The 22,275-nt window shown below is 51.1% G+C and carries 20 protein-coding genes and 1 pseudogene; 13 read left to right on the top strand and 8 right to left on the bottom strand.

Translation table 11 applies throughout. The features are described from left to right. Positions 1 to 10: 10 nt before the first annotated feature. The 5 genes from CRO87_RS21025 to CRO87_RS21040 all read left to right on the top strand — a co-directional run bounded on the left by CRO87_RS21025 (position 11) and on the right by CRO87_RS21040 (position 5,907). A complete protein-coding gene (locus CRO87_RS21025; RefSeq protein WP_097164867.1) occupies positions 11 to 541 on the top strand; it encodes a fimbrial protein in 531 nt (176 codons plus the stop codon). Positions 542 to 622: 81 nt separating this feature from the next. Then, the gene (locus tag CRO87_RS21030) at positions 623 to 1,279 is read left to right on the top strand and encodes a molecular chaperone (protein WP_255252527.1); all 657 of its coding nucleotides are present in this window, start codon (positions 623 to 625) and stop codon (positions 1,277 to 1,279) included. Positions 1,280 to 1,314: 35 nt separating this feature from the next. Next, positions 1,315 to 3,882, top strand: coding sequence for a fimbria/pilus outer membrane usher protein (locus CRO87_RS21035; protein WP_097164869.1), 2,568 nt, complete (start codon positions 1,315 to 1,317; stop codon positions 3,880 to 3,882). Positions 3,883 to 4,003: 121 nt separating this feature from the next. Beyond that, positions 4,004 to 4,966 carry a fimbrial protein gene (locus CRO87_RS22630; RefSeq protein ID WP_141398726.1) on the top strand — a complete coding sequence of 321 codons (963 nt, stop codon included), beginning with the start codon at positions 4,004 to 4,006 and terminating at the stop codon, positions 4,964 to 4,966. Between the two features lie 299 nt (positions 4,967 to 5,265). After that, a complete protein-coding gene (locus CRO87_RS21040; protein ID WP_176504348.1) occupies positions 5,266 to 5,907 on the top strand; it encodes a LuxR C-terminal-related transcriptional regulator in 642 nt (213 codons plus the stop codon). 236 nt (positions 5,908 to 6,143) lie between these two features. Here the strand turns inward: CRO87_RS21040 and CRO87_RS22635 are convergent. Both CRO87_RS22635 and lysM read right to left on the bottom strand, forming a co-directional pair. Then, positions 6,144 to 6,251: pseudogene (locus tag CRO87_RS22635) on the bottom strand (NAD(P)/FAD-dependent oxidoreductase); the annotation flags it as partial. Positions 6,252 to 6,446: 195 nt separating this feature from the next. After that, the gene (gene lysM / locus CRO87_RS21050; RefSeq protein ID WP_097164872.1) at positions 6,447 to 6,893 is read right to left on the bottom strand and encodes a peptidoglycan-binding protein LysM; all 447 of its coding nucleotides are present in this window, start codon (positions 6,891 to 6,893) and stop codon (positions 6,447 to 6,449) included. Positions 6,894 to 7,117: 224 nt separating this feature from the next. Between lysM and CRO87_RS21055 the strand changes: the two genes are divergently transcribed. From CRO87_RS21055 to yedD, 3 genes are read left to right on the top strand one after another with little or no spacing between them, the layout of a single operon-like run. After that, complete coding sequence (locus tag CRO87_RS21055) at positions 7,118 to 7,630, top strand: hypothetical protein (protein WP_097164873.1); 513 nt, start codon at positions 7,118 to 7,120, stop codon at positions 7,628 to 7,630. 10 nt (positions 7,631 to 7,640) lie between these two features. Beyond that, positions 7,641 to 8,084 carry a DUF421 domain-containing protein gene (locus CRO87_RS21060; RefSeq protein WP_097164874.1) on the top strand — a complete coding sequence of 148 codons (444 nt, stop codon included), beginning with the start codon at positions 7,641 to 7,643 and terminating at the stop codon, positions 8,082 to 8,084. A gap of 60 nt (positions 8,085 to 8,144) precedes the next feature. Beyond that, positions 8,145 to 8,558 (top strand): lipoprotein YedD, encoded by a 414-nt coding sequence (yedD, locus tag CRO87_RS21065; protein WP_097164875.1) that lies wholly within the window; start codon positions 8,145 to 8,147, stop codon positions 8,556 to 8,558. 97 nt (positions 8,559 to 8,655) lie between these two features. On the opposite strand, the gene amyA is transcribed toward yedD, so the two are convergent. The 4 genes from amyA to fliD all read right to left on the bottom strand — a co-directional run bounded on the left by amyA (position 8,656) and on the right by fliD (position 12,399). After that, positions 8,656 to 10,143 carry an alpha-amylase gene (gene amyA, locus CRO87_RS21070; RefSeq protein ID WP_097164876.1) on the bottom strand — a complete coding sequence of 496 codons (1,488 nt, stop codon included), beginning with the start codon at positions 10,141 to 10,143 and terminating at the stop codon, positions 8,656 to 8,658. A 66-nt stretch (positions 10,144 to 10,209) separates the two neighbouring features. Continuing rightward, positions 10,210 to 10,572, bottom strand: coding sequence for a flagella biosynthesis regulatory protein FliT (gene fliT, locus CRO87_RS21075; protein ID WP_097164877.1), 363 nt, complete (start codon positions 10,570 to 10,572; stop codon positions 10,210 to 10,212). Continuing rightward, entirely contained in the window at positions 10,572 to 10,982 is a 411-nt protein-coding gene (gene fliS / locus CRO87_RS21080) for a flagellar export chaperone FliS (protein ID WP_097164878.1), read from the bottom strand. The genes fliT and fliS overlap by 1 nt, the downstream gene beginning before the upstream one ends. Positions 10,983 to 10,998: 16 nt before the next feature. Next, the gene (fliD, locus tag CRO87_RS21085; protein ID WP_097164879.1) at positions 10,999 to 12,399 is read right to left on the bottom strand and encodes a flagellar filament capping protein FliD; all 1,401 of its coding nucleotides are present in this window, start codon (positions 12,397 to 12,399) and stop codon (positions 10,999 to 11,001) included. A 355-nt stretch (positions 12,400 to 12,754) separates the two neighbouring features. Between fliD and CRO87_RS21090 the strand changes: the two genes are divergently transcribed. From CRO87_RS21090 to CRO87_RS21105, 4 genes are all read left to right on the top strand, one after another. Continuing rightward, positions 12,755 to 13,627, top strand: a complete 873-nt coding sequence (locus CRO87_RS21090; RefSeq protein WP_097164880.1) for a flagellin — start codon at positions 12,755 to 12,757, stop codon at positions 13,625 to 13,627. A 230-nt stretch (positions 13,628 to 13,857) separates the two neighbouring features. Next, positions 13,858 to 17,274: a bifunctional class I SAM-dependent methyltransferase/glycosyltransferase gene (locus CRO87_RS21095; RefSeq protein WP_097164881.1), complete on the top strand. Its 3,417-nt coding sequence runs from the start codon at positions 13,858 to 13,860 to the stop codon at positions 17,272 to 17,274. Positions 17,275 to 17,309: 35 nt separating this feature from the next. After that, positions 17,310 to 18,464: a DegT/DnrJ/EryC1/StrS aminotransferase family protein gene (locus tag CRO87_RS21100; RefSeq protein ID WP_097164882.1), complete on the top strand. Its 1,155-nt coding sequence runs from the start codon at positions 17,310 to 17,312 to the stop codon at positions 18,462 to 18,464. A gap of 1 nt (position 18,465) precedes the next feature. Further along, entirely contained in the window at positions 18,466 to 18,858 is a 393-nt protein-coding gene (locus CRO87_RS21105; RefSeq protein ID WP_097164883.1) for an adenylyltransferase/cytidyltransferase family protein, read from the top strand. A 28-nt stretch (positions 18,859 to 18,886) separates the two neighbouring features. Here CRO87_RS21105 and CRO87_RS21110 read toward each other — a convergent pair whose 3' ends face one another. Continuing rightward, positions 18,887 to 20,080, bottom strand: coding sequence for a sulfatase-like hydrolase/transferase (locus tag CRO87_RS21110; protein ID WP_176504349.1), 1,194 nt, complete (start codon positions 20,078 to 20,080; stop codon positions 18,887 to 18,889). A 2-nt stretch (positions 20,081 to 20,082) separates the two neighbouring features. Beyond that, entirely contained in the window at positions 20,083 to 21,348 is a 1,266-nt protein-coding gene (locus CRO87_RS21115; RefSeq protein WP_097164885.1) for an ATP-grasp domain-containing protein, read from the bottom strand. A gap of 163 nt (positions 21,349 to 21,511) precedes the next feature. Here CRO87_RS21115 and CRO87_RS21120 point away from each other — a divergent pair, with 163 nt between their 5' ends. Then, positions 21,512 to 22,243 carry an RNA polymerase sigma factor FliA gene (locus CRO87_RS21120; RefSeq protein WP_097164886.1) on the top strand — a complete coding sequence of 244 codons (732 nt, stop codon included), beginning with the start codon at positions 21,512 to 21,514 and terminating at the stop codon, positions 22,241 to 22,243. Positions 22,244 to 22,275 lie beyond the last annotated feature (32 nt).

Consider the following 22,275-nt stretch of genomic DNA (forward strand, 5'->3'; position numbering starts at 1 on the left):
GGATAAAGTTATGAAAAAAAATCTGATCGCCGTTGCTATCGCTGCTACAGCTGTACTGTCTATGTCTAACGCTTTTGCTGCGGCTGGCACAGTAAACTTCACAGGCGAAATTCTGGATGCTGCCTGCACCGTTGACGTGGCTTCTCAGAATCAGACTGTGGCTCTGGGTCAGTACAATAAGTCTGAATTTACTGCAGCTGGTGATACTACTGCTGCTAAGAAATTCAATGTCGTACTGAAAGACTGCCCAGCTACCGTGACCTCTGCTCACGTAATGTTCGACGGCAAGCCAGATACCACTAACTCTTCTCTGCTGGCAATTGATAGCTCTGTTGCTGGCGCAGCAACTGGTGTGGCCATCAACCTGATGACTGCTGACAAGGCTGACCTGGGCCTGCACGGTGACAACGGCTATCGTTACACCCTGGTTTCCACTGCAGACAACACCCTGGATTTCTACGCACAGTACAAATCTACCGCAGCAGCAGTAACTGCAGGTCCGGCTAACTCAGTAGCTAACTTCTCTGTGGTTTACAACTAAGTTCCGTTACCGGAAAAAATCAGGGCCGGATTATCGGCCCTTTTTAAATTGAGACAGTGTATGAACTTTTTTATCCAAGTAATGATCATATGTATTTCCATTATCACAGGGTGCACGATTGCAAATGCCGGCATCATTATTGGCGGAACCCGTGTTGTTTATGATGGAAATAAAAAGGAAGCCTCTCTGAGCGTCAATAACCCGGACAGTACGCCGTATTTAATTCAGTCATGGGTCGAAGTGCCAGGTAATGGCGCTGAGAAAGCGCCTTTTATTATCACTCCCCCGTTGTACCGACTGGATAAAGGCCAGCAGAACGTTGAGCGTATTTTACTGGCAGGCACATTACCGCAGGATAAAGAGAGTCTGTACTGGCTGAATATTAAAGCTATTCCATCGGCAGCAGCCAAAGACAATACCCTGCAAATAGCGGTGAAAACACGCATCAAGCTGATTTATCGCCCGGCGGCGTTAAAAGGCCAGTTGCCGGAAGATCAGGCGGAGAAATTAACCTGGCAGCGCAGCGGTAACCAGATTCAGGTAACCAACCCGACCAGCCTGGTGATTAATTTTAATGAAATTACCGTCAACGGTAAAAAGCTTAACGACGTCAGCTATGTCCTGCCGGGCAGCAGCGCGCGCTTCGCTTTACCGCCGGGCGTCAGTGGTGGGGCAGTAACATTCAAAGTGATTAATGACTACGGTGGCACCGGAGAAGTGCATAACGCCAGCATTTAATAACAACAAATAATAATTAAAGGATTAAAAGGGTAATGATGATGGCACGGAAAACATTATTTCGCCCGGCAAGGCTGGCTTTCTTTGTCGCGATGGCAGTTGGCGGGCACAGTAGTCTGGCTGATGCGCGTGACTACTTTAACCCTAAACTGGTTGAGCTTGAAAATCCTGGCACAGGTCACGCGGACCTGTCGGCGTTCGAGTCCGGCTCGCAGGCACCGGGCAAATACCATGTTGACGTGATGCTGGATGAGCAACTGGTCGACACCCTGGACGTGCAGTTCGATTCGGTGAAAGGGCCTGACGGCGAAGAGAGCCTGCAGCCCTGCCTGAGCGTGGAGCAGTTGAAAGGCTGGGGCGTGAAAACCGAACTGTTTCCGGACCTGAATAAAGGCGGAGAGTGCGCCAGGCTGGCAGCTATTCCCCAGGCCACGGCGGAGTTCCAGTTCAGCAGCCAGCGTCTGGCGCTGACCATTCCCCAGGCCGCTATCGCCATGCAGGCCCGTGGCTACGTGCCGCCGGAGCAGTGGGACAACGGCATTACCGCGCTGATGCTCAACTACAGCCTGAGCGGCGCCAACAGCTGGGCACGTAGCGGTAGCAGCAGCGACAGCAACAGCCAGTACGCCAACCTGCGTCCGGGCATTAACATCGGCCCGTGGCGGTTGCGCAACTATTCCACCTGGAGCCGCGATGGTTCAGGTCAGGACAAATGGGATACGGTTTATACCTATGCCCAGCGCTCGATAGTGCCACTGAAAGCTCAGTTCACCGCCGGTGACAGCTCCGCGCCTGCGGATGTGTTCGACAGCATGCCGTTTCGCGGCGTGCAGCTGGCATCCGATGACGACATGCTGCCAGATTCGCTGAAAGGCTATGCCCCTGTGGTGCGCGGAATTGCCCGCACCAATGCCCAGGTGGTGGTGCGCCAGAACGGCTATCAGATTTACCAGAGTTATGTGGCACCGGGTGCGTTTGAGATCACCGACATGTACCCGACTGGCGGTGCGGGTGACCTGGAGGTGACCATCAAGGAAGCCGACGGCAGCGAGCAGCACTTCACCGTACCATTTGCTTCGCTACCGGTATTGCAGCGTGAAGGGCGGATGAAGTTTGCTGTTACCGGCGGGCAGTATCGCTCGTACAGCAGCAGCGTGGATAAGACCTCATTTGCTCAGGGGACGGCGATTTACGGTCTGCCGCATGGCTTTACGCTGTACGGTGGAGTCCAGGAGTCGAGCAAGTACCAGTCGCTGGCGGCAGGTGTGGGTAAAAATATGGGCGATCTCGGGGCTTTCTCTACCGACGTGACTCAGGCATGGTCGACGCCGAAAAACCAGGATAAAGAGAACGGTCAGTCATGGCGCATTCGCTACAGCAAAAACTTTGCGGAAACCGGAACCAACTTTGCCATTGCGGGTTACCGCTACTCGACGGCAGGTTATTACGGTATGCAGGAAGTGCTGGACTCGTATGGCGACAGCAGCGCACTCAATGACCGCCGTCGCAACCGCGCAGAGATGACGGTCAGCCAGTCATTGGGCCAGAGCTTCGGGTCTATGTCACTCAGTGCAGTGAAAGAGGACTACTGGAATTCCGGCAAGAGTACGGAATCCTACAGCGCCAGCTACAACAACTACTGGGGTGGCATCAGTTACGGACTGACCTACACCTACAGTAAAAATGGTAACGGTAGTTACGGCAACAGCAGCAATGACACCAGTAATAACAGCAGCATGAGCTACGACAAAGACCAGATTGTGGCATTCAACGTCAGCATTCCGCTAGAGAAATTCCTGCCGCAGACGTGGGCCAACTACAATATGAACGCCAGCAAAAACAACGGCACTACACATTCTGTGGGCATCAACGGCATGGCGCTGGAAAACAACGCGCTAAGCTGGAACGTACAGCAGGGTTACGGCACTGACGGTGTGGGCTACACCGGCAACATGAATGGTGATTACAAAGGGACCTACGGTGAAGTCACGGCAGGTTATGCCTACGACAAAAGCAGTGACCGTCTGAACTACGGCCTGCAGGGCGGCGTTATCGCCCATGCCGATGGCGTGACGCTCTCGCAGCCGTTAGGTGAAACCAACGTGCTGGTGAAGGCACCGGGTGCGAAGGGCGTTGGTATTCAGAACCAGACCGGAGCCAAAACCGACTGGCGTGGCTATACGGCAGTTAGTAACATCACGCCATACAGGAAAAATGACGTGACGCTGAGTACTGAAACGCTGCCGAATGACGTCGAGCTGGATCTTACAACCGCTACGGTTGTTCCTACACGCGGTGCGGTAGTTCGTGCTGAATATGTGGCGAATGTCGGATTGCGTATACTTATAAATATGACTCAGAAGAACGGGCAGCCTGTTCCATTCGGCGCGATAGTAACATTATCTTTATCTCAAAACTCAAATAGTTTTATTGTTGGTGATTCTGGTCAGGTTTATTTGACTGGTGCGGAAGTGAATGGAAATCTGATAGCTAAGTGGGGAGAGAGCAAAGATCAGCAGTGTAATTCCAAATATTTAGTTTCAGATACCATGTTAAAAGATAGCAATTCACATATTATTGCCTTGGATATAAAGTGTCAATAATAACTACTGGCCACTCATGTCATCTTGTTCAATTTAGATTTATTTGAGTGGATTGTTTTAATGACTTATTCATGTCTTATGATGTGTTAATGTCTACTAAATATTAGATGCAGAGGAAGAAATGAAGAAGGTATTTTTAATTGCTACTTTTATTATTTTGGTGAATTTTTATACTAATGAGGCACGCGCGAATTGCTCCCCATCTCCTGTAACCACAACTGTTTCTTTAACTCCAGCAACTATAACGGTACCGCCTCAGACTCAACCCGGACAGCCAATTGGACCTGCCTACGGACCATTTAATGCTTCTTACGCTTCGTTAGGTAATTGTGGGTTTGTTCCCTACATGTATCTTGCATTTAATACACCATTGACACCAACAGCGTATGCCAATATTTACGCAACATCTGTTCCTGGAGTTGGCGTCAAAGTATGGACTTCGTTCATTTCTCTAACGTATGTTGGAAATACACCAACGTACTGGTATTTACATAACAGTTCAGGGGGGGCTGCAGGAATTACTGGGATTTATATACAGTTTTATTCTATCGGTAATATGACTTCTGGTAGAATTACATTGCCAAATCCTCTTGTTAAAGCGATGACAAGTACAAGTCAGGTAAGCCCTTTAAATACAACAATTTATAATTATCTGGCAATAGGTAATCAGGTTTCAGTCAATGCACCAACATGCACTATTGGAAATCCGGACCAAACCGTCCAGCTTCCTCAGGTGAACGGTACGGACTTAAGGAGGAATGGTCCAGGAAGATATCCGGCCAAAAAAAGTTTTACTATAAATTTCACCTGTACTCCAGGTATGTTATTACAAACGAAATTTGAAGGTACCGCTATGTCGGGTAATAATGATGTGCTGGCTAATACAGAAAGTGGAAATGATAACGTAGGTATACAGATGGTTTATAACAATTCCCCTGTTACACTCGGTCAAAACCTCACCGTTACTAATAATGCACAAGCCTCACAGATTATGAATTTGGATTCGTATTATTTTTATAAAGGAGGATCTCTGACATCCGGTCAGATAAAAACTGTAACTACATTTACTATTTCGTATAACTGATAGTTATCATGCAGACTAGGATATACTGTTGATATTTATAATTTCTTAAACACCATTGCGTTTTGTTTTTGGTGTTATATTTGAGCTATGAATTCATTTTATTTTTTACGGTATGGTGCTATCATTAGATGAGGCAATGGAATCCTAATTAAAATAGTTTCAATTACTTCTCTTGAGTTATATTGGCATGTAATAAAAAATTTATTATTATATATTTTTTTTACTTTATGTGTATGCGGATAATGTCATCTGCATGAATGCGGTTATTGGTATTTCTTTATCGGGTGTCACGGTGTTTAATGATTAGTGTATTAATTAAAGGAGAAGATGCTTTCTGGCTGAATGGGATGAAATACGTACTGTCAGATGCCCTTGGATATCAAGGGCTACAGAATGTTTGTTTTTTACCAGATTATTCAACTGATAGTATTCAGAAGGCAGATCTAATTATCATTAGGCTTCAGCCCGGAGAAAGTATTAGTTGTATTTATGAATTACGACACAGGAGGCAGGGTGTCATTATTGGTGTCGTAGATAGTCTGGATTCGAAGCGTGTACAGCGGCCCACTTGTTTTCAGGATATGGTGTTTATCACCATGAACTCCTCTGTGGAATGGACTAAGTTATTTATTCAGGACATATGGGAGAAGTATAATCTGAATGCATGGCATCATGAAGAGAATGTTTGCTTTCACTGCCCCCGCAAAGCACTTTCTTTTCAGCAGGCCAGAATTATGACTCTTTTTTATGCCGGGAGAACAATGCCTGAGATTGCAGGCAAGCTCAGCATCAATATTAAAACTGTTTTTTCACAGAAGTACTTAGTGATGAGGCGATTCAATTTGCGCAGTGACTATGAATTGCATAAGTTTCTTAGCACTCAACTGGTCAAAACAATCAGTCCCCCATCCTTCATCCTTGGGAATGTAGTGAGAAACTGAAATTCTGTCGTAGTGGGTACAGACCTGACATGCTTTTCTATGCCGCCAGGCGGCACAGAGGCGCCAACAGGTGCTGAGCAACGTTTGTACCTTACATGGTGCCGCCAGCGAAGGCGGTTCCTGGCCAGGCAACCGGGGGGCAGTCCTTTTCAGTCCTTGGATCTTCGCACTTGGCCTTTCGAAGCCACATCCTGAACGCTCAGCAAAGGCTCAAATCTGCCCCCCATTTTGTCGGTTCACATCTCAGTCAACGCCTGCGCACACGCCCACGCCCACGTTGAAGCCCATGCCCACTGGAAGTTGTAGCCACTGAGCCAGCCAGTGACGTCCATCACCTCGCCGATACCCTCCTTGTGAAATTTATCGAGAAGGGTGTTTACGCCACCCTGCTCATTTACCCAGCTCAGGATAGCCTGATAAGACGTGGTATCGCCTTCATTCCCGCCCAGCACGCCTGCAATCGTATTCAATATATTCATTCCATTATCCTTCTTATAACCCTGTAAACCTTGCTCGTTGGAGTCAATGGCAGCGCGGCTTTATTCCTGCGGGATGATCAACACCTGGCCCGGGTAGATTTTATCGGGATGGGTGAGCATGGGTTTATTGGCTTCAAAAATGCGCTGATATTCGTTGGCATTGCCGTATTCGGTCTTTGCTATGCTGCTCAGCGTGTCACCGGGTTTGACAGTGTGATAGCGGCTTTCCTCACCAGAGGTGGCAGAAAGGCTGTCGTTGACCTGGCTTATACCTGCCACGTTGCCAATGGCGACCAGAATCTTCTCTTTTGCTTCCTGAGTGAGCCCTTCACCCGTCACCGTTGCGGTACCGTCGTCGGCTACGGCTACCTGCACATTTTCAGCCCCCGGAATACCCAGCGCTTTGACATGTGCCTGCAATTTTTCGCCTTGTTCACTGCCTTTCTGCGCCGAAACGGAGTTCCACAGCTTCTCCCCGGCATCTTTCACGAATGTAAACAGTCCCATTTTTATCTCCTTGTAATGAGTCATACTGATTCTGGTTAATATCCACCGCCGTTTTGTACGGCGACGCAGTATAAGTCCATATATTGTGGAGGGTGATGGCGATTGTTCTGATAAGTTACCTCCTTGTATTTCTGGCGCTTTTTTAAGATTTTTCATTTGCTGCCTTCCGCTTTCAACGTAACCGACCATACTTCTCATCACGGCCCGCTAATGGAGTGACAGTCATGCCTGCAACTAAATCTTCTTCGTCGCACTCCGCGCCGGTCGTGGAGCATATTTTCTGGTTGCGGGTGGAGAATGCCGCCCGCCAGTATGGCTTTGTGCTGCTGGTGTTAGTGCTGCTGGCCGGATTTTGTGGCCTGTTCTCTAAAGGGATTTTCAGCAACGGCAGCGCGGTAAACAGCACCCACTCTCTGAAGGTCGATTACGAACGCTTTGGGCGCAATCAGAGTGATATGGACCTGAAAATCACGCTCAATGCGCCGCCGGGTGAGCGCTATACCGTGACGTTCGGCGGGCAGTTTATGGATGCTTTTGAAATCAATGCGCTTTATCCGCAACCCTGGCGTTCCAGCAGCCATAACGGTGAGATGACCCTTGAGTTTCACGACCAGCCTGAAGGGGGAGCGCATGCCTTGTGGCTCAGCGTGCAGCCGCGCCATTCGGGCAAGGTCATTTCCACACTGCAGGTGAATCAGCAGCCTGCTGTCTCCCTGACGCAGTTCGTTTATCCCTGAGGTCAGACAAATGGACATGATTTTGCGGGCAGTCGCCATCTATCTGATTCTGGTCCTGGTGTTTAAAATTGCCGGACGACGGGCGCTGTTGCAGATGACGTCGTTTGACTTGATTCTGCTGCTGATCATCAGTGAGGCGACACAGCAGGGGCTGCTTGGCAATGATTTCTCCGTCACTGGCGCGTCGCTGTGCATCATCACGCTCATCGTGATGGACATGCTGTTTGGCAAAATAAAAAAATACCTGCCGGGCGCAGTTGAGATGATTGACGGCACGGCGGTCGTGCTGGTCGAAAACGGTGTGCTGCTGCGCGACAAAATGAAGATGGCCGATATCTCTGAGGATGACATTATGGTGTCGGCCCGCAACAACCAGGGACTGACCGGGCTTGCGGATATCAAATTCGCCATCCTTGAAAGCAACGGCCATATCTCCATCATCCCGCAGAAGTAGGGCTGGAAGCGTTAATGCTTTAATGCCACAATATTTTTTTCACGAATTTCAGGACGGGTGATGAAAAAGTTTGCGATTGCTGGCGCGCTGCTGGCCCTGAGCGGCTGTGCTCAGGTGGATAATTACAATAACGTGGTGAAAGCGCCTGCGCCAGCAGGGCTTGCGGGTTACTGGCAGTCCGAAGGGCCGCAGAGTGCGATGGTTAGCCCCGAAGCCATTGCGACGCTGGTGGTTACCAAAGAGGGCGATACCCTCGACTGCCGTCAGTGGCAGCGCGTCATTGCTCGTCCGGGCAAGCTGATGCAGCGCAGCGAAGACTACTACAACGTCACCGAGAAAAAAGAAGTGTACGCCATCGACCGCGAAGGCGACCGCTTGGATTACGATCGCATGACGCTCAAACGCGTGGATCGTCCGACGCAGGAATGTGCCGACTACCTGCAAAAAAACCCGCTGCTTTCTCCGCTGCCTTGAAAAAAAAAGCCGGGTGGCGGCTTTGCCTTACCCGGCCTACAATATGTTGCCGTTGCGTAGGCCCGGTAAGCATCGCGCCACCGGGCATTTTTCGCGCTTACAATACGTCTTCCATTACCCACACGCTGACGCTGCCGCCCTTACAGGTGAACACGCCGTTACCTTCGCCGTCGGTTTCGACAACCTCTTCGCGATTATTGAGAAAATCCTTCCAGCGTTTATTGCCGTAGTTATCGCCAAGCGTCAGGCTCTTTTCGCCATCGTCGCCGTTTGAAAGCACCACCACGCAGCCGGGCGCTTCGTCGGTACCGCTGCGGCTGAAGGCGATGCAGTTGGGATGATCGAAATACAACGTCTGCACGCCGTGAGCGAAGCGCTGGCGGGCATCGATCAGCTCGTGCAGCTGTTCTATAACCGGCATCTCAATTTTGTAAGTGTTGCCATCGCCGCCGGTGTCTTCATAGATAGCGCCGAAAAGGTCCGGATAGAACACCGAAGGCACGCCGTTTTCACGCAGTAAAATCAACGCGTAGGCAAGGGGTTTGAACCAGGGCTCGACCGGGGCTTCCAGCGCCTGGAGCGGCTGCGTGTCATGGTTGGTGACCAACGTCATTGCATGGAACGGGTCTGCCTCGACCAGCGTGCCGGTGAAGATCTGGCTCATGTCATAGTCGCGGCCAAGCCTTGAGGCTTCATGGAATTTCATCTGCAACGGCGCGTCAAACAGCAGCGTCTGGCCATCGACTTGATTGATGTAGTTTTGCAGCGTGCCAACTTCGTGGGACCAGTATTCGGCAACGATAAACAGCGGCTTTGTCGCGACTTCCTGCACGTGCTCGATCCACTCTTTGTAGAACCAGGCCGGTATGTGCTTCACCGCATCCAGGCGGAAGCCGTCGCAGCCGGTCTGCTCCATCACCCAGCGCGCCCAGTATTTTAGCTCTTCTGTCACCGCGTGATTGCGAAAGTCGATGTTCTCGCCCATCAGGTAGTCGAAGTTGCCGAGCTCACCGTCGACCTGATCGTTCCAGCCCTCACCGGAGTAGTCGTTAACGATTTTAAAAACGCCGTTTTCATCGGGGTTTTCAATATGGTCGATGCCGCTGAAGCATTTGTAATCCCAGACGAACTGCGAGTACTGGCCGTTGCGGACCGGGTAGGTGTATTTGGTCCAGGCGTCACACTCAATGATTTCATCGTCGATCTGGTTGCGGTCCTGTTCGTTAACCCGCTGCACGCGGACGCGTTCTTTCTCATCGGCGCCCATTTTGTGGTTCACTACCACGTCGAGCAGCACGGCGATGTCGTTTTTCTTCAGGGCATCAAGTGCTGCAAGTAGCTGAGCTCTATCGCCGTATTTGGTGGCGACCGAACCTTTTTGATCGAACTCGCCCAGATCGAACAGATCGTAACTGTCGTAGCCGACCGAATAGCCGCCCGATGCGCCTTTGTATGCCGGAGGCAGCCAAATCATATTGACGCCAATTTCGTTCAGATTGGGCGCAAGCGCTTCAACCTCTCGCCACAATTCACTGCCAGCGGGGTAATACCAGTGAAAACACTGCAACAGCGTGGGGTTTTTCATCCAGAATGCTCCAGAAGCCGTTAGGAGGACTTCTGGAGTATGAACGAAAAATGCAGGACAGAGAGATTATTGCGGCGGAAAGTCGGGAAACAGGATGTTTCCTGCGTGTTTTCCGTAGGCGGTCGTCACCGAACGTTGATTGCCTGTGTTATTGATTAGTAAACGTAATTCCTCCATCCGCACCTGCAGTAATCCCTTCAGTTCCTCTTCATTGGCAAGGACCTTTTCCAGAATAAGTCGCGCCTGTTCCGACTCGCGTTTACTGCTTTGGGGAATAGGGTTTTGGGCAATATTATCTACAACCTGCAGATACTTCATCTCCTGCTCGACCAGAGCGTCCCAATCTCCTTGCCGGGCAAGGTCGAGCATTTTAAGGCTGAGCTCATGCAGGCTCTGCCACTCCTTAAGTGGTTGCGCGAACGTTGTCATCAGTATCCATCCTGAACAAGGGATGAAGAGGATCCAATTTGCTTCCAGGCGTCGGCGATGTTGGCAAGCAGGGCTTCCACTTCGCTTATCGCCTCCCCGTCGCTGTGGATGTTGGCATACAGGAGTCTACGGACCATGTAATCGTAAAGAGCGGCAAGCTGTTCTGGCAGGTCGCTCTCGACGCTGTTATCCAGACCCGCTTTCAGACCGTTATCAATGATATTAATGGCTTTCGACAATGCATCTCCCCGGGCCGGGACGTCTCCTTGTTCAAGGAAAAGACGGGCCCGGACGAGCGCACTCAGTGCGCCGTCGAATAGCATGACAATCAACTGATGCGGAGTGGCACTCATTACAGCACTTTCAACACCTACCTGTTGGTAGGAGAGCACACCACTTTTACTATACATGTTCGTTCCTTAACTGCTATTTAGAGCTGAATTGTTGCGTCAAATAGCTGGCCGTGTTGTTCAGTTTGCTGATGAGCGTATCCAGCGAAGTGAACTGTGCTTTGTAGCGGGCCATCGTTGAGTCAATGGTATCGGACATATCATCGTAGCGCTGCTTGAGGGTTTTCAAGGTGCTATTGATACCGTCCTGAGCGTTTTTGATGACCCCGGAGCTGGTGGTGGATGTATCCAGCATCTGAGTCAGCGTGTTGTTCATTTGGGTGGCGAAACCTGTGGTTTTGCCATCGCCAACGAAGTACTGCTGAACTGCCTGTGGGTTGTCGGTCAGCGCTTTGGTCAGCTTGGTGGTGTCGATCTTCAGATTCCCCGTGGCGCCATCTGAGCCGGTTACCGGATCCTGAGTAATCCCCAACTGTGCGGCAATGCCGTAAGTGCCAGTCTGCACGTTAGTCAACAGGCTACGCAGCTGCGACTGAATCGAACGTACGTTGTTATCACCCACCAGCGCTCCGTTGTTGCTGGACTGGTCTGTTCCGGCATCAACGGCGACATATTTTGTCACGCTGGCGATTGTGGATTGCAGCGAGTTGTAAGCGGTGACCCAGTCGGTAATCGCTTTATTGTTTGCATCCGTGGTACGCGCCACTGTCAGGGTTTCTGCTGCGGTACTAGGCGATTTCAACGTCAGCGTCATGCCCGGTACGGCATCGGAAATCGTATTACTGGAACGCTCAATGCTAATGTCGTTAACGGACACAATGGCGTTCTTTGACGCGCTCTGTTCGCTCAGGTTCAGCGCCTGCTGCAGGGTGTCATCGCCAGTGACGCTAACCGTCATGTCGAAGTCGGTCCCTGTAGATTTAGAGGTGAGCATCAGGCGGTAGTCGTTATCTGCCGCTTTGATCACCGTGGCGCTGACGTTGCCGTTGGCTTTATTAATGGCATTGGCGATCCCCGTCAGGCTGGTGTCGGAATCCGACAGCGTTACCTCTAAAGGATCTTTTGTGCCCGGCTGAGTGATGGTGAGCTTACGCGTGCCGTCTGCAGTGGTGCCACCCAGCTGGGTATTGTTCGCTGCGAACGAACCCGAAGTCAGGACCTGCGCCTTAGCGACCTGAATCACGTTCACATTGTAATTACCGATAGCCGCGTCGCTGGTTGTCACAGCAGAAAACGACGTATTGGTACTGGATACCGTTGTGGAGTTCCAGGTCGCCACTTTGCCAAGATTTGCTGTTGCCGTTTGTAAGCTGGTCAGGGCACTTTGCAATTTTCCATAAGCGCTAAGCTGGGCGTTATAGGTATTTTGTTGGTTGGTAATTGTCGTAAGCTTGGACTGCTCCGCTGTTTCTAACTGGTTATATAGCGTAGTGAGGTCCAGGTTCGAGCCAACGCCCAGGTTACTAATAGTGGCCATGTCTAATTTCCTTCAGAATCGGATAGAACTTGACTCTCTATCGGCTTACATGCGGAAAAGTTTATACATGACGTGAAAAAATAATCGGCGGAATAACCTGTTGCCCGGGGGCTATATAGGCTGATTAAAAAGGGTGAATAACGGCATCTCTATCTTCAAAAATGGCTAAGGTTGTGCCTTTTAAAGCGTGATTTAGAAACGGCGTTAAAAAATAAATCAATAAAAAACAAATAATTAAGATTTTCTGTGGATTATTTCTAAAGTCCACCGACAACCCGTCGATAACCTTGTTGACGGTGAGACGCAGCGAGTGTCAGGCACCGATTCTAAATCCATTTTTTGAAGGAAATAAACCATGGCTGTTATCAATACGAACCTGATGTCCCTGACTACTCAGAACAACCTGAACAAATCTCAGTCTGCGCTGGGTACCGCTATCGAGCGTCTGTCTTCTGGTCTGCGTATCAACAGCGCAAAAGACGATGCAGCAGGTCAGGCGATTTCTAACCGCTTCACCTCTAACATCAAGGGTCTGACTCAGGCTTCCCGTAACGCCAACGACGGTATCTCTATTGCTCAGACCGCTGAAGGTTCTCTGAACGAAATCAACAACAACTTACAGCGTATTCGTGAGCTGTCTGTTCAGGCGCAGAACGGGACTAACTCCGCTTCTGACGTCGACTCCATCCAGTCTGAAGTTAACCAGCGTCTGGACGAGATCAACCGCGTTGCAAACCAGAGCCAGTTCAACGGCATCAAAATCCTGGCCGGTAGCAGCGCTGCGACCAAAATCTCTATCCAGGTTGGTGCGAACGACGGTCAGAAAATTGACATCCAGATTAACGGCAACAGCGGCTGGAACAAATTCACCTCTTCTGGTACTGCTGGCGTGACTACCGGTGTGACCGGCGGCGGCACCCGTAACGTGAAGACTCAGGGCTTCGACGTTATGGCGACTAACGTTCTGTCTTCTATCGATGATGCTCTGAAAGCCGTTGATAACCAGCGTTCTGACCTGGGTGCGATTCAGAACCGTTTCGAATCCACCATCTCTAACCTGAACAACACCGTGACTAACCTGTCCGCAGCACAGTCCCGTATTCAGGATGCTGACTACGCGACCGAAGTGTCCAACATGTCCCGTGCGCAGATCCTGCAACAGGCTGGTACTTCTGTTCTGTCCCAGGCAAACCAGGTTCCACAGACCGTTCTGTCCCTGCTGCGTTAATCCGCAAGCTTTTAGCGGTATCGATAAGCCAACCCTTTGGGGTTGGCTTTTTTGTTATTCACGATGAGGAAAATGCCCGGCGGCCCGGCGCTGGGAGGACTCACTGGCAGTGTGCCGTCATTTTTCGAGGAAGAGATGAAATAGCCGTATTTTTCCCCCTTACTCCAGGAATCACTTTCCCCGTCGCCGGATACGATGCAAGAAACGTTTTCATTATTAAGGATTGCGCAGTGTTCTCACTGGACTCATCGCCTGGCTTCGGCTTTATTTCTCAAACCGCTGGCGTACCTGAGGCCACAGGCATCAGGGCCGGGCTTTCGCCGTTTCGTTTGCAGGCAGCAGCCTGGCTTTACGGCGTTGAGGTGAGCGCTCCTTCTGCTTCACGAATCCTGCTGCTAGGCTGCTGTGAACCTTCGCAGCTTATTGCGATTGCCCAGAGCCTGCCTGCGGCAGACATTGTGGTCATCGATTTAATTGCCCAAAAAGTCGAAGCCTGCCAGCAGCAAACCGAAGCCTGTGGGATCCGCAACGTGCAGCTGTTTTGCGCCGGGCTGGACGAGTTACTGAAAAGCGAACCAGGACTGTTTGACTTTGTTGTTATCCATGGTCTTTTCACGCTGGTGGATGATGAAACACGCCAGGCAGTGTTGACGTTCTGCCAGCAGCATCTGACAGAGCAGGGCGTTATCGGCTTCGAATGGAACACACAACCGGGTAGCCAGACCGCGCAGATCTTACAGGACGCCATCGCGCTGCATACCAGCCGGGTTGACGATCCGCAGCAGCTTCTGGCAAGCGCCAGAGCAGCATTAACCTGGCTGTCGCTTGGCATGAGTCAGCATCCGCAGCGCGCAAATCTGCTGGAGCTTATCAGGGCAGCGGAAGCGATGGACGATGACACCTTCACGCTACGCTACCTGCAAAATATTAATCACTCGGATTATCTGGTCGATTTCAACCAGTGTGCGGTACGCGCCGGGCTTAGCTATGTCGGGGATGCTTATCCGTGGCTGGAGTGTCCCGATCACTTTGGCGAGACGGTGGCGGAGATCAATCAGACTATCTGCTCGCCGGACGACAAAGTTCTTTTCCAGCAATATCTGGATGTTGCTGTCTGCCGTCAGACTCGCTTTAGCCTGTTGGTCAGCACCGCACGCGAAGCCGCAATCACTTCGCTGCCTGACCTTGCCAGACTGCGCGATTTTCACTGGGCCGGAAATTTCCACCGTGAAATGAATGCCAACGGTGTTGTTCGCAACAGCTTCACCACTGCGTCCGGTGGATTTATCAGCACGGATAATGCTGTTGCGCTGTCGGTGTTGGATGTGATTGGCGAAGCCTGGCCACTTTCAGTCAACTTTGAGCAACTTTGTTTTCACACTCGTTCGCCTGAAGCCGATAAAGCAAAGCATGAAGTTGAGCTGCTTAATGCGCTCGAAGCGCTTTTTAAGCAGGGCTCAACCGGACTGCACTTTCAGCTTTTAGCCTCCGGCTACAACGAGGTGACTTCCGTCGGGATCGGTTCGTTTATGGAGGGCTATGTCTCGCAGTTGAAAGCGGGTATTAACCTCTGGCAGGAGCCCGTTGCGCTGACGGTGCAGGAAGTCAGCGTGATTGAGAAACGTAGCTATGCCTTTGCCGATATCAAGCTGCTTGAAGGACTACGGCGCAAGGGCGTGCTTATCGCTAACGCTGAGAGCTGGCGTCATCACTTCCAGTCCTTAATCACAGAAGTGAGCGTGGACGAACTGGCGCCTGTAGTGATGCCGCTGATCCTGTTTTCCACCTCTGTGAAGCAGGGGGGCTTTTGCTCCACGCCTGTTTTGCCACGCATAAAGAACAGTGATGCAGGGCAGATTAAACCGATGCCGCAAAAAAACCTCGACCGCATGTACGGCATGATCACTGCGGGTGAGTATGAGCAGGCGCGCGAAGTTGCCCTGGAGCTGGTGCGTCAGCATCCCGAGAATCCGAACGCCTGGCTTGAGCTTTCTCGCGTCTATTCGCGTACACGGCAAAATAGCTCCGCTATTCAGGCTATCGTTCGCAGTCTGGCGATTATTCCGGCCAACTGGGACATTTACTTTGAACTGGCGATAACGGCCTGGCATCTGGATCGTCAGTGGCTGACCGGACGACTGGTGCGGGCCATTTTGAGCGTTAATCCTCAGCATGCGCTCTCCTGGGACGTGTTAGGCCGCTTGTACACCGAACATGACGCGTTTACCTCCGGAGAAATTTGCTTCGATAACGCTCTGCGCCTGATGCCGAGAAACAGCGGGATGCTCGCTAACCTCGCAAATCTTAAGGCGGAGCAGGCCTGCATCGAAGAGTCCATTGCCTTGTTCCGTCGGGCCATTAAAGAAAGCCCGCAGGAGTTTGATTACGACACCAGTCTGATGTTCAGCCTTGCGCACAGCACGGAGATTACGACGCAGCAGCTTTATCAGGAGCACGTCAAAACGGGGCGGAAATATGAGGCCTGGGCGCGCAAACAGAACGTGCGCTTTACCTGGCCGCAAAGCAAAGATCCTCAGCGTTGTCTGAAGGTCGGCTTTGTCTCCGGCGATCTGTGCCGCCATCCGGTATCCGGGTTCGTCAAGCCTTTCTGGCAGGCGCTGAACCGTGACAGACATGAGCTGTATGTCTATCACACTTCCCCGCTCTACGATCAGGTCAGCCAGTTCTTTGAGGAGAGTGCCACAGAGTGGAAAAACGTCAGCCAGATAAGTGACGTGGAACTGGCAAGGGTCATCAACGCCGACGAGATCGATATTCTCATCGACCTGTCGGGCTACACGGCTTACAACCGCCTCACCACGTTTTCTCTGAAGCCGACGCCGCTTTCCATTAGTTGGATTGGCTATCCTGGAACGACGGGGATCCCGACCATGGATTATCACATCTGTGGAACGGGCCTGGCGACGGAAGGAGAGCTGGAGGATCAGTTCAGCGAAGCACTCATCTATATGCAGATGCCAGTTCAATTCGAGCCGGATAAGAACTCCCCTGAGGTCAATACGCTTCCGGCGTTGAAGGGCAAGGGCTTCACCTTTGGCAGCCTTAACAGGCCGAAGAAAATTAATGACAGCGTGCTGCAGCTGTGGGCTCGAATTCTGGTCGCCGCGCCGGAGTCGCGCATGCTGATTGGCTACATGCCGGGCGAAGAGGTTTCCGCAATTTTGCGTAAAAAGCTGGAAAGTTACGGTGTGAAGCCAGAGCAGCTTATTTTCCGCAATAAAACCCATCTCATGGAATACATGCTGATGCATCATGAGATTGACCTGATGCTGGACACCTTCCCGTATACCGGCGGCACGACGAGCAATAACGCGATGTGGATGGGCGTGCCAACTATCACCTTGAATGGTGAAACCATGGCCGCGCGTCAGGGGGCTGAGATTATGAAAGCCTACCGCCATGAGCAATTTATCGTCATCAATGAAGAAGATTATTTCCAACAGGCAATCGGCTGGCTAAATCGGCTTGATGAATTAAACGAGATCCGTATGGCTATGCGTGAGCAGTTTAACAGCGATAAGAAAGACAATTTTGATGCTTCGCTGGGGCTGGAAAAAACGCTGCGCGCTATCTGGCAACGTTATTGCGCGGGTGAAGAGCCCGCGACCATGACTATCGAAATTTAAGTATCAGGCTGTGGTATCAGCCCCGGAGGTTCCCTGTGCGTGACAATATTTATGTAACCAGCCCGTTGCTGCCGCCGCTTGAGGAGTTTATTCCCTACCTCGAGCAAATCTGGCAGAGCAAACATCTGACCAATGCCGGGCCATTTCATCAGCAGCTTGAAGCGGAGCTGGCGAATTATCTGGGCGTTGAGCACTTGTGCTTATTCTCCAATGGCACCCTGGCATTGTTGACGGCGCTCCAGGCGCTTCGGGTCAAAGGTGAAGTGATCACCACGCCTTATTCCTTTGTGGCGACCGCACACTCCATTCTTTGGAATTCGCTGACTCCGGTATTTGTTGATATTGATCCGCTCACCTGCAATATGGATCCGGCGAAAATCGAAGCGGCAATTACGCCGGAGACCACGGCGATCCTGCCCGTTCACTGCTATGGTATTCCGTGTGACGTGGATGAGATCCAGCGTATTGCCGACATGTATGATCTGCGGGTGATTTACGATGCGGCCCACGCTTTTGGCGTTAAACAGGATGGGCTGAGCGTACTGAACCAGGGCGATTTATCGATCCTGAGTTTCCATGCCACCAAAGTATTTAATACCGTCGAGGGCGGAGCGATTATCTGTCGCGATGCCAAAATGAAAAAGCGCATTGATTTCCTGAAGAACTTTGGCTTTGCCGATGAAACCACGGTGGTGGCGACGGGAATTAACGGCAAAATGAACGAGGTACAGGCCGCATTTGGCATGCTGCAACTGCGTCATATTGATGACGCACTGGAGAAGAGGCGTGCGGTTTATCAGCGTTACCAGAGCCTGCTGCAAAATATTCCGGGGCTACGTTTACTTGAGGCGCCTGAAAATGTCGAATGGAATTGCGCCTATGTTCCCGTCTTTATTGGCCCAGAATTTGGCTGTTCGCGAGACAGCATTTATGAGCAGATGAAAAAGGAGAATATTTTCACCCGCCGCTATTTTTATCCGCTGATTTCTGAATTTCCTATGTACCGGGGTCTGCCAAGTGCTCGTCCTGGCCATCTTTCCGTCGCTGAATCGGTGTCGGCTTCCGTGCTTTGTCTGCCTGTATATCCGACGTTAACGCTGCAGGAGGTGGATGAGATTGTGGAACTGCTGCTGAGTTTTTCGGCCCATAGGTCGGGGCCTCAAATCAAAATGGCGGTCGCGGAGATCTGAAATGAAACGAGTGATTACCTTTGGGACTTTTGATGTCTTCCATATCGGCCACGTCAATATTTTGCAACGGGCTGCCGCCCTGGGGGATTATTTAATTGTCGGGGTGTCCTCCGACGCCCTGAATTTCTCCAAGAAGCAGCGTAACCCTATCTACCGTCAGGCTGACCGGGAGAGGATCATTGCCTCGCTGAAGTGTGTGGACGAAGTGTTTATCGAGGAGACGCTCGAGGATAAACTGCGCTATATCGAACAGTATCGCGCCGATTTGCTGGTGATGGGAGATGACTGGTTGGGGAGATTTGACTGGGTGAAACCTAAATGCGAGGTGCTCTATTTGCCACGGACGCCTTCCATCTCCACAACAGAAATCATCGAAATCGCCCGAGAACGCTAATCCCCCATGTTTCAATGGGGGTTTTTTATTAATTAAGCAGCGAATTTTTCTCTGCAATCCACTCCTGAAGCAGCGCCGACATCTTTTCAAATTCCGTCACAATCAGCGATTCACAGCCCGGATAGAGGAACGATTGAATATGCGGATGCGGGCCCTGAGCACGACCCATTCCCAGACGCGGATAATCGATCGTCAGACCTTTCCCTGTTTCGGTTAAATAATCGAGCAGATTAAACTGATTAGCGCCATCAGCCTGCCATGCGAACATCTGATATTCCCCATTCACGTACAGCAAATGGAAAAGCTCAGAAGTAATGGCGTAGCCTTTACGCAGCGGCATACCTTCCGTTTCACCCTGTTGCGCGGCGAACAGGTTCCTGCTGTAGCAATACTCACGTTTGCCTGAAAGGGCAGAGAACGTGTGGGCTGATTTTTCTGCGGGTAAATCCAGCAGTTCCAAAGCGGTTTTTTGCAGGTCCAGCATGCTAACCAGATGATTAATATCGCGGCCTTTTTGCTGCGGATCGTAAATAAATGCAGGCGTATGAACCAGAGAAGTATAGGGTTCGATGCCGTGGGCGAAGCCGCCGTAAATACCGTGGTTCCAGAAGTCATCGCCATGATCGCCGAAAACCACCAGACAGGTGTTTTCCATTTGCTTGTGATCCATCAGCAAGCGCAGAATATCGCCAACGGTATTATCCATGCTTTCATAACCGCGCTGCCAGCGTGCAAAGGTATTATCGCCCGCGGCTTTATAGCCGTCCTGATAGCAGAGGTGACTGCTCAGATTCCAGATATAAAGCGCAAACGGTTTAGATTTATCGGCGATAACCGACTCGGCGTTACGCAGCATTTCGCCTGAGGTATCGAACCATTCATATGGCTGCTCTGCGCTCCAGATAGTATCAAAGCTGGCCCAGTTTTTAGGGAACCCCAGACCGCGAGTCTGATAACCCTGCTGTGCAAGAAGATCGAATAACGCCGGTGACTGACGATTGACCTGTAAGCCCACTTCAAAATTAACGTTGCGCTCCAGTACATTTTCGTCGCCGTGTAGTAAATCGCTGACGGCCATAAATGAGGAGGTGGCAGAGGAAATAAAATTATTAAAGCGCAGGCAGTGCGGGGCAAGGTTATTCAGGCAAGGGAACCAGTGGCGGTGGCTAAAAATCGCCTGATTAAGGCTTTCCAGGTGAATAAAGACAATGTTTTTGTTCATGTTCATTCCTTAATCAGGACGTCAAGCATGCTAATGTCAAAGGTGTAAATCCCGCAGGAGCGATGCACTTCATCGCGCTCGCGGAAGCTGTCGTCGATAAAGATGGCGTCAGGCTCGGTGATATAAGAGGATTTTTTATCCTGCTCTGTCAGGTGATAAACCCGGTCAAACAGGGTGGTCAGTCGCCATTTATTCAGTTGCTGATAAATATCACCGCGATGACGAGTCAGGAGAGAAAGGGGAATTCCCTCGTTCACGCACTGATATAAAAAGGCGATCAGCGGCAGGCACAATTTTTGATGAATTATTAGCGTGTCATCGAAATCGACATACACATGGCTGAAGGTAATGTCGCTGCGATAGCGATTACTTAAAGCCCGGCTGATACGTTCTACCGGTAAAAGAGCGGGCAGGGTGAAAGCAATATTTTGATGCTCGTAAAGCGACAGAAGCGGGAAATTAACGCCGCGCACCCGGTTAAGGGCCATTGTCCCGGCTATTCGCGGCGCGACCTCCAGCAGTGTTAACACGCTGTCATTGCTGTATTTGAGCTGGAAAAACCAGGCCCCGCGCAGGTTCAGACGCGTCGAAATTTTTTCCGCCATTTCTCTGACGCCTTCTATTTCGATACGCTTCGAGCCCATCGAAATGCCAGCCCGGATGCGCTCGCGGGTGCGTGGTTGACAGAAGATCACGCCCTGGGCGTTGCTGAAACAATCGACGGTATATTCTGCTCCAGACAGGTATTCACAAATGATAACGCCAGGGTGTTCCGCAAGATGTCGGCGTAACGACGTTTCATCTGCGATTTTGACTGCGCCCTGTGCACCCTGACCGCGGTCAGGCTTTACAAATACGGGCCACTCAGTTATTTCTTCAACGGTTTCATAACAGCGTGGAACGTGAATAACATCGGCAAGTGCTTTATAAGTCAGGCTCTTATAGCGGGTAATTTCACAGCATTCGGCGTTTGAAGTGATCACTCTGGCAGCGATATTTTCCTGCTTTTGAGCATAGGCAAACAGCACATCATCATGAGCCGGGAAAATATAATGAATTTCGTGCCGGGAAATAAACGTCTGTAAAGCCGACAGCCAGTTATCTGATGTTATTCCGGGCAGCAGGTGATAATCACAATCATAGTAACGAGCATGATTGTCATAGTCTTCGCCCGCCAGAAAAAGCCGAACGGATTTGTCAAAGCGCAGCGACTGCCAAATCTCACGACCAATCTCTGTTCCGGCCGGTGAAATCAAAACATTAATCATCAGAGGTCTGCCTGAAAGAGGATTTTACACTTTCCAGTATGAGGTCCTTACTTACGTGCAACTCCCCAAATAACCCCTCCTTTTAGCCACTATTCCGTCGATTAAAACCCCTGCAGAAACGGATAATCATGCCGATAACTCATCTATTGCAGGGCTGTTTATCGTGAATTCACTCTATACCGCTGATGGTGTAATGGATAAACACTCGCTGTGGCAGCGTTATGTCCCTCTGGTGCGACACGAAGCATTGCGCCTTCAGGTGCGCCTGCCCGCGAGCGTGGAACTGGACGATCTGCTTCAGGCGGGCGGCATTGGGCTACTGAATGCCGTCGAACGTTACGATGCACTGCAAGGCACGGCGTTTACCACTTACGCAGTACAACGCATTCGCGGCGCGATGCTCGATGAGCTGCGCAGCCGGGACTGGGCGCCCAGAAGCGTGCGGCGTAACGCCCGCGAAGTGGCGCAGGCGATGGGGCAACTGGAGCAGGAGCTGGGACGCAACGCCACCGAGACGGAGGTTTCCCAGCGCCTGGGCATTGCCGTTGAGGAGTATCGACAGATGCTGCTCGATACCAACAACAGTCAGCTTTTCTCCTACGACGAGTGGCGGGAAGAGCACGGCGACAGTATCGAGTTAGTGACTGAAGAGAACCAGCAGGAGAACCCGCTTCATCAGCTGATGGAAGGAAACCTGCGTCAGCGAGTGATGGATGCCATTGAAGCGTTACCGGAGCGCGAACAGCTGGTGCTGACGCTTTACTACCAGGAGGAACTCAATCTGAAGGAGATTGGTGCCGTACTGGAGGTGGGAGAGTCGCGCGTCAGTCAGCTTCACAGCCAGGCCATAAAGCGTTTGCGAACAAAACTGGGGCGGTACCAGGAAGGCGGTTAAACCGTTATGCCTGGGGAATGCCGCACATAGCA

Source organism: Enterobacter sp. CC120223-11 (assembly GCF_900215375.1).
Taxonomy (GTDB): domain Bacteria; phylum Pseudomonadota; class Gammaproteobacteria; order Enterobacterales; family Enterobacteriaceae; genus Scandinavium.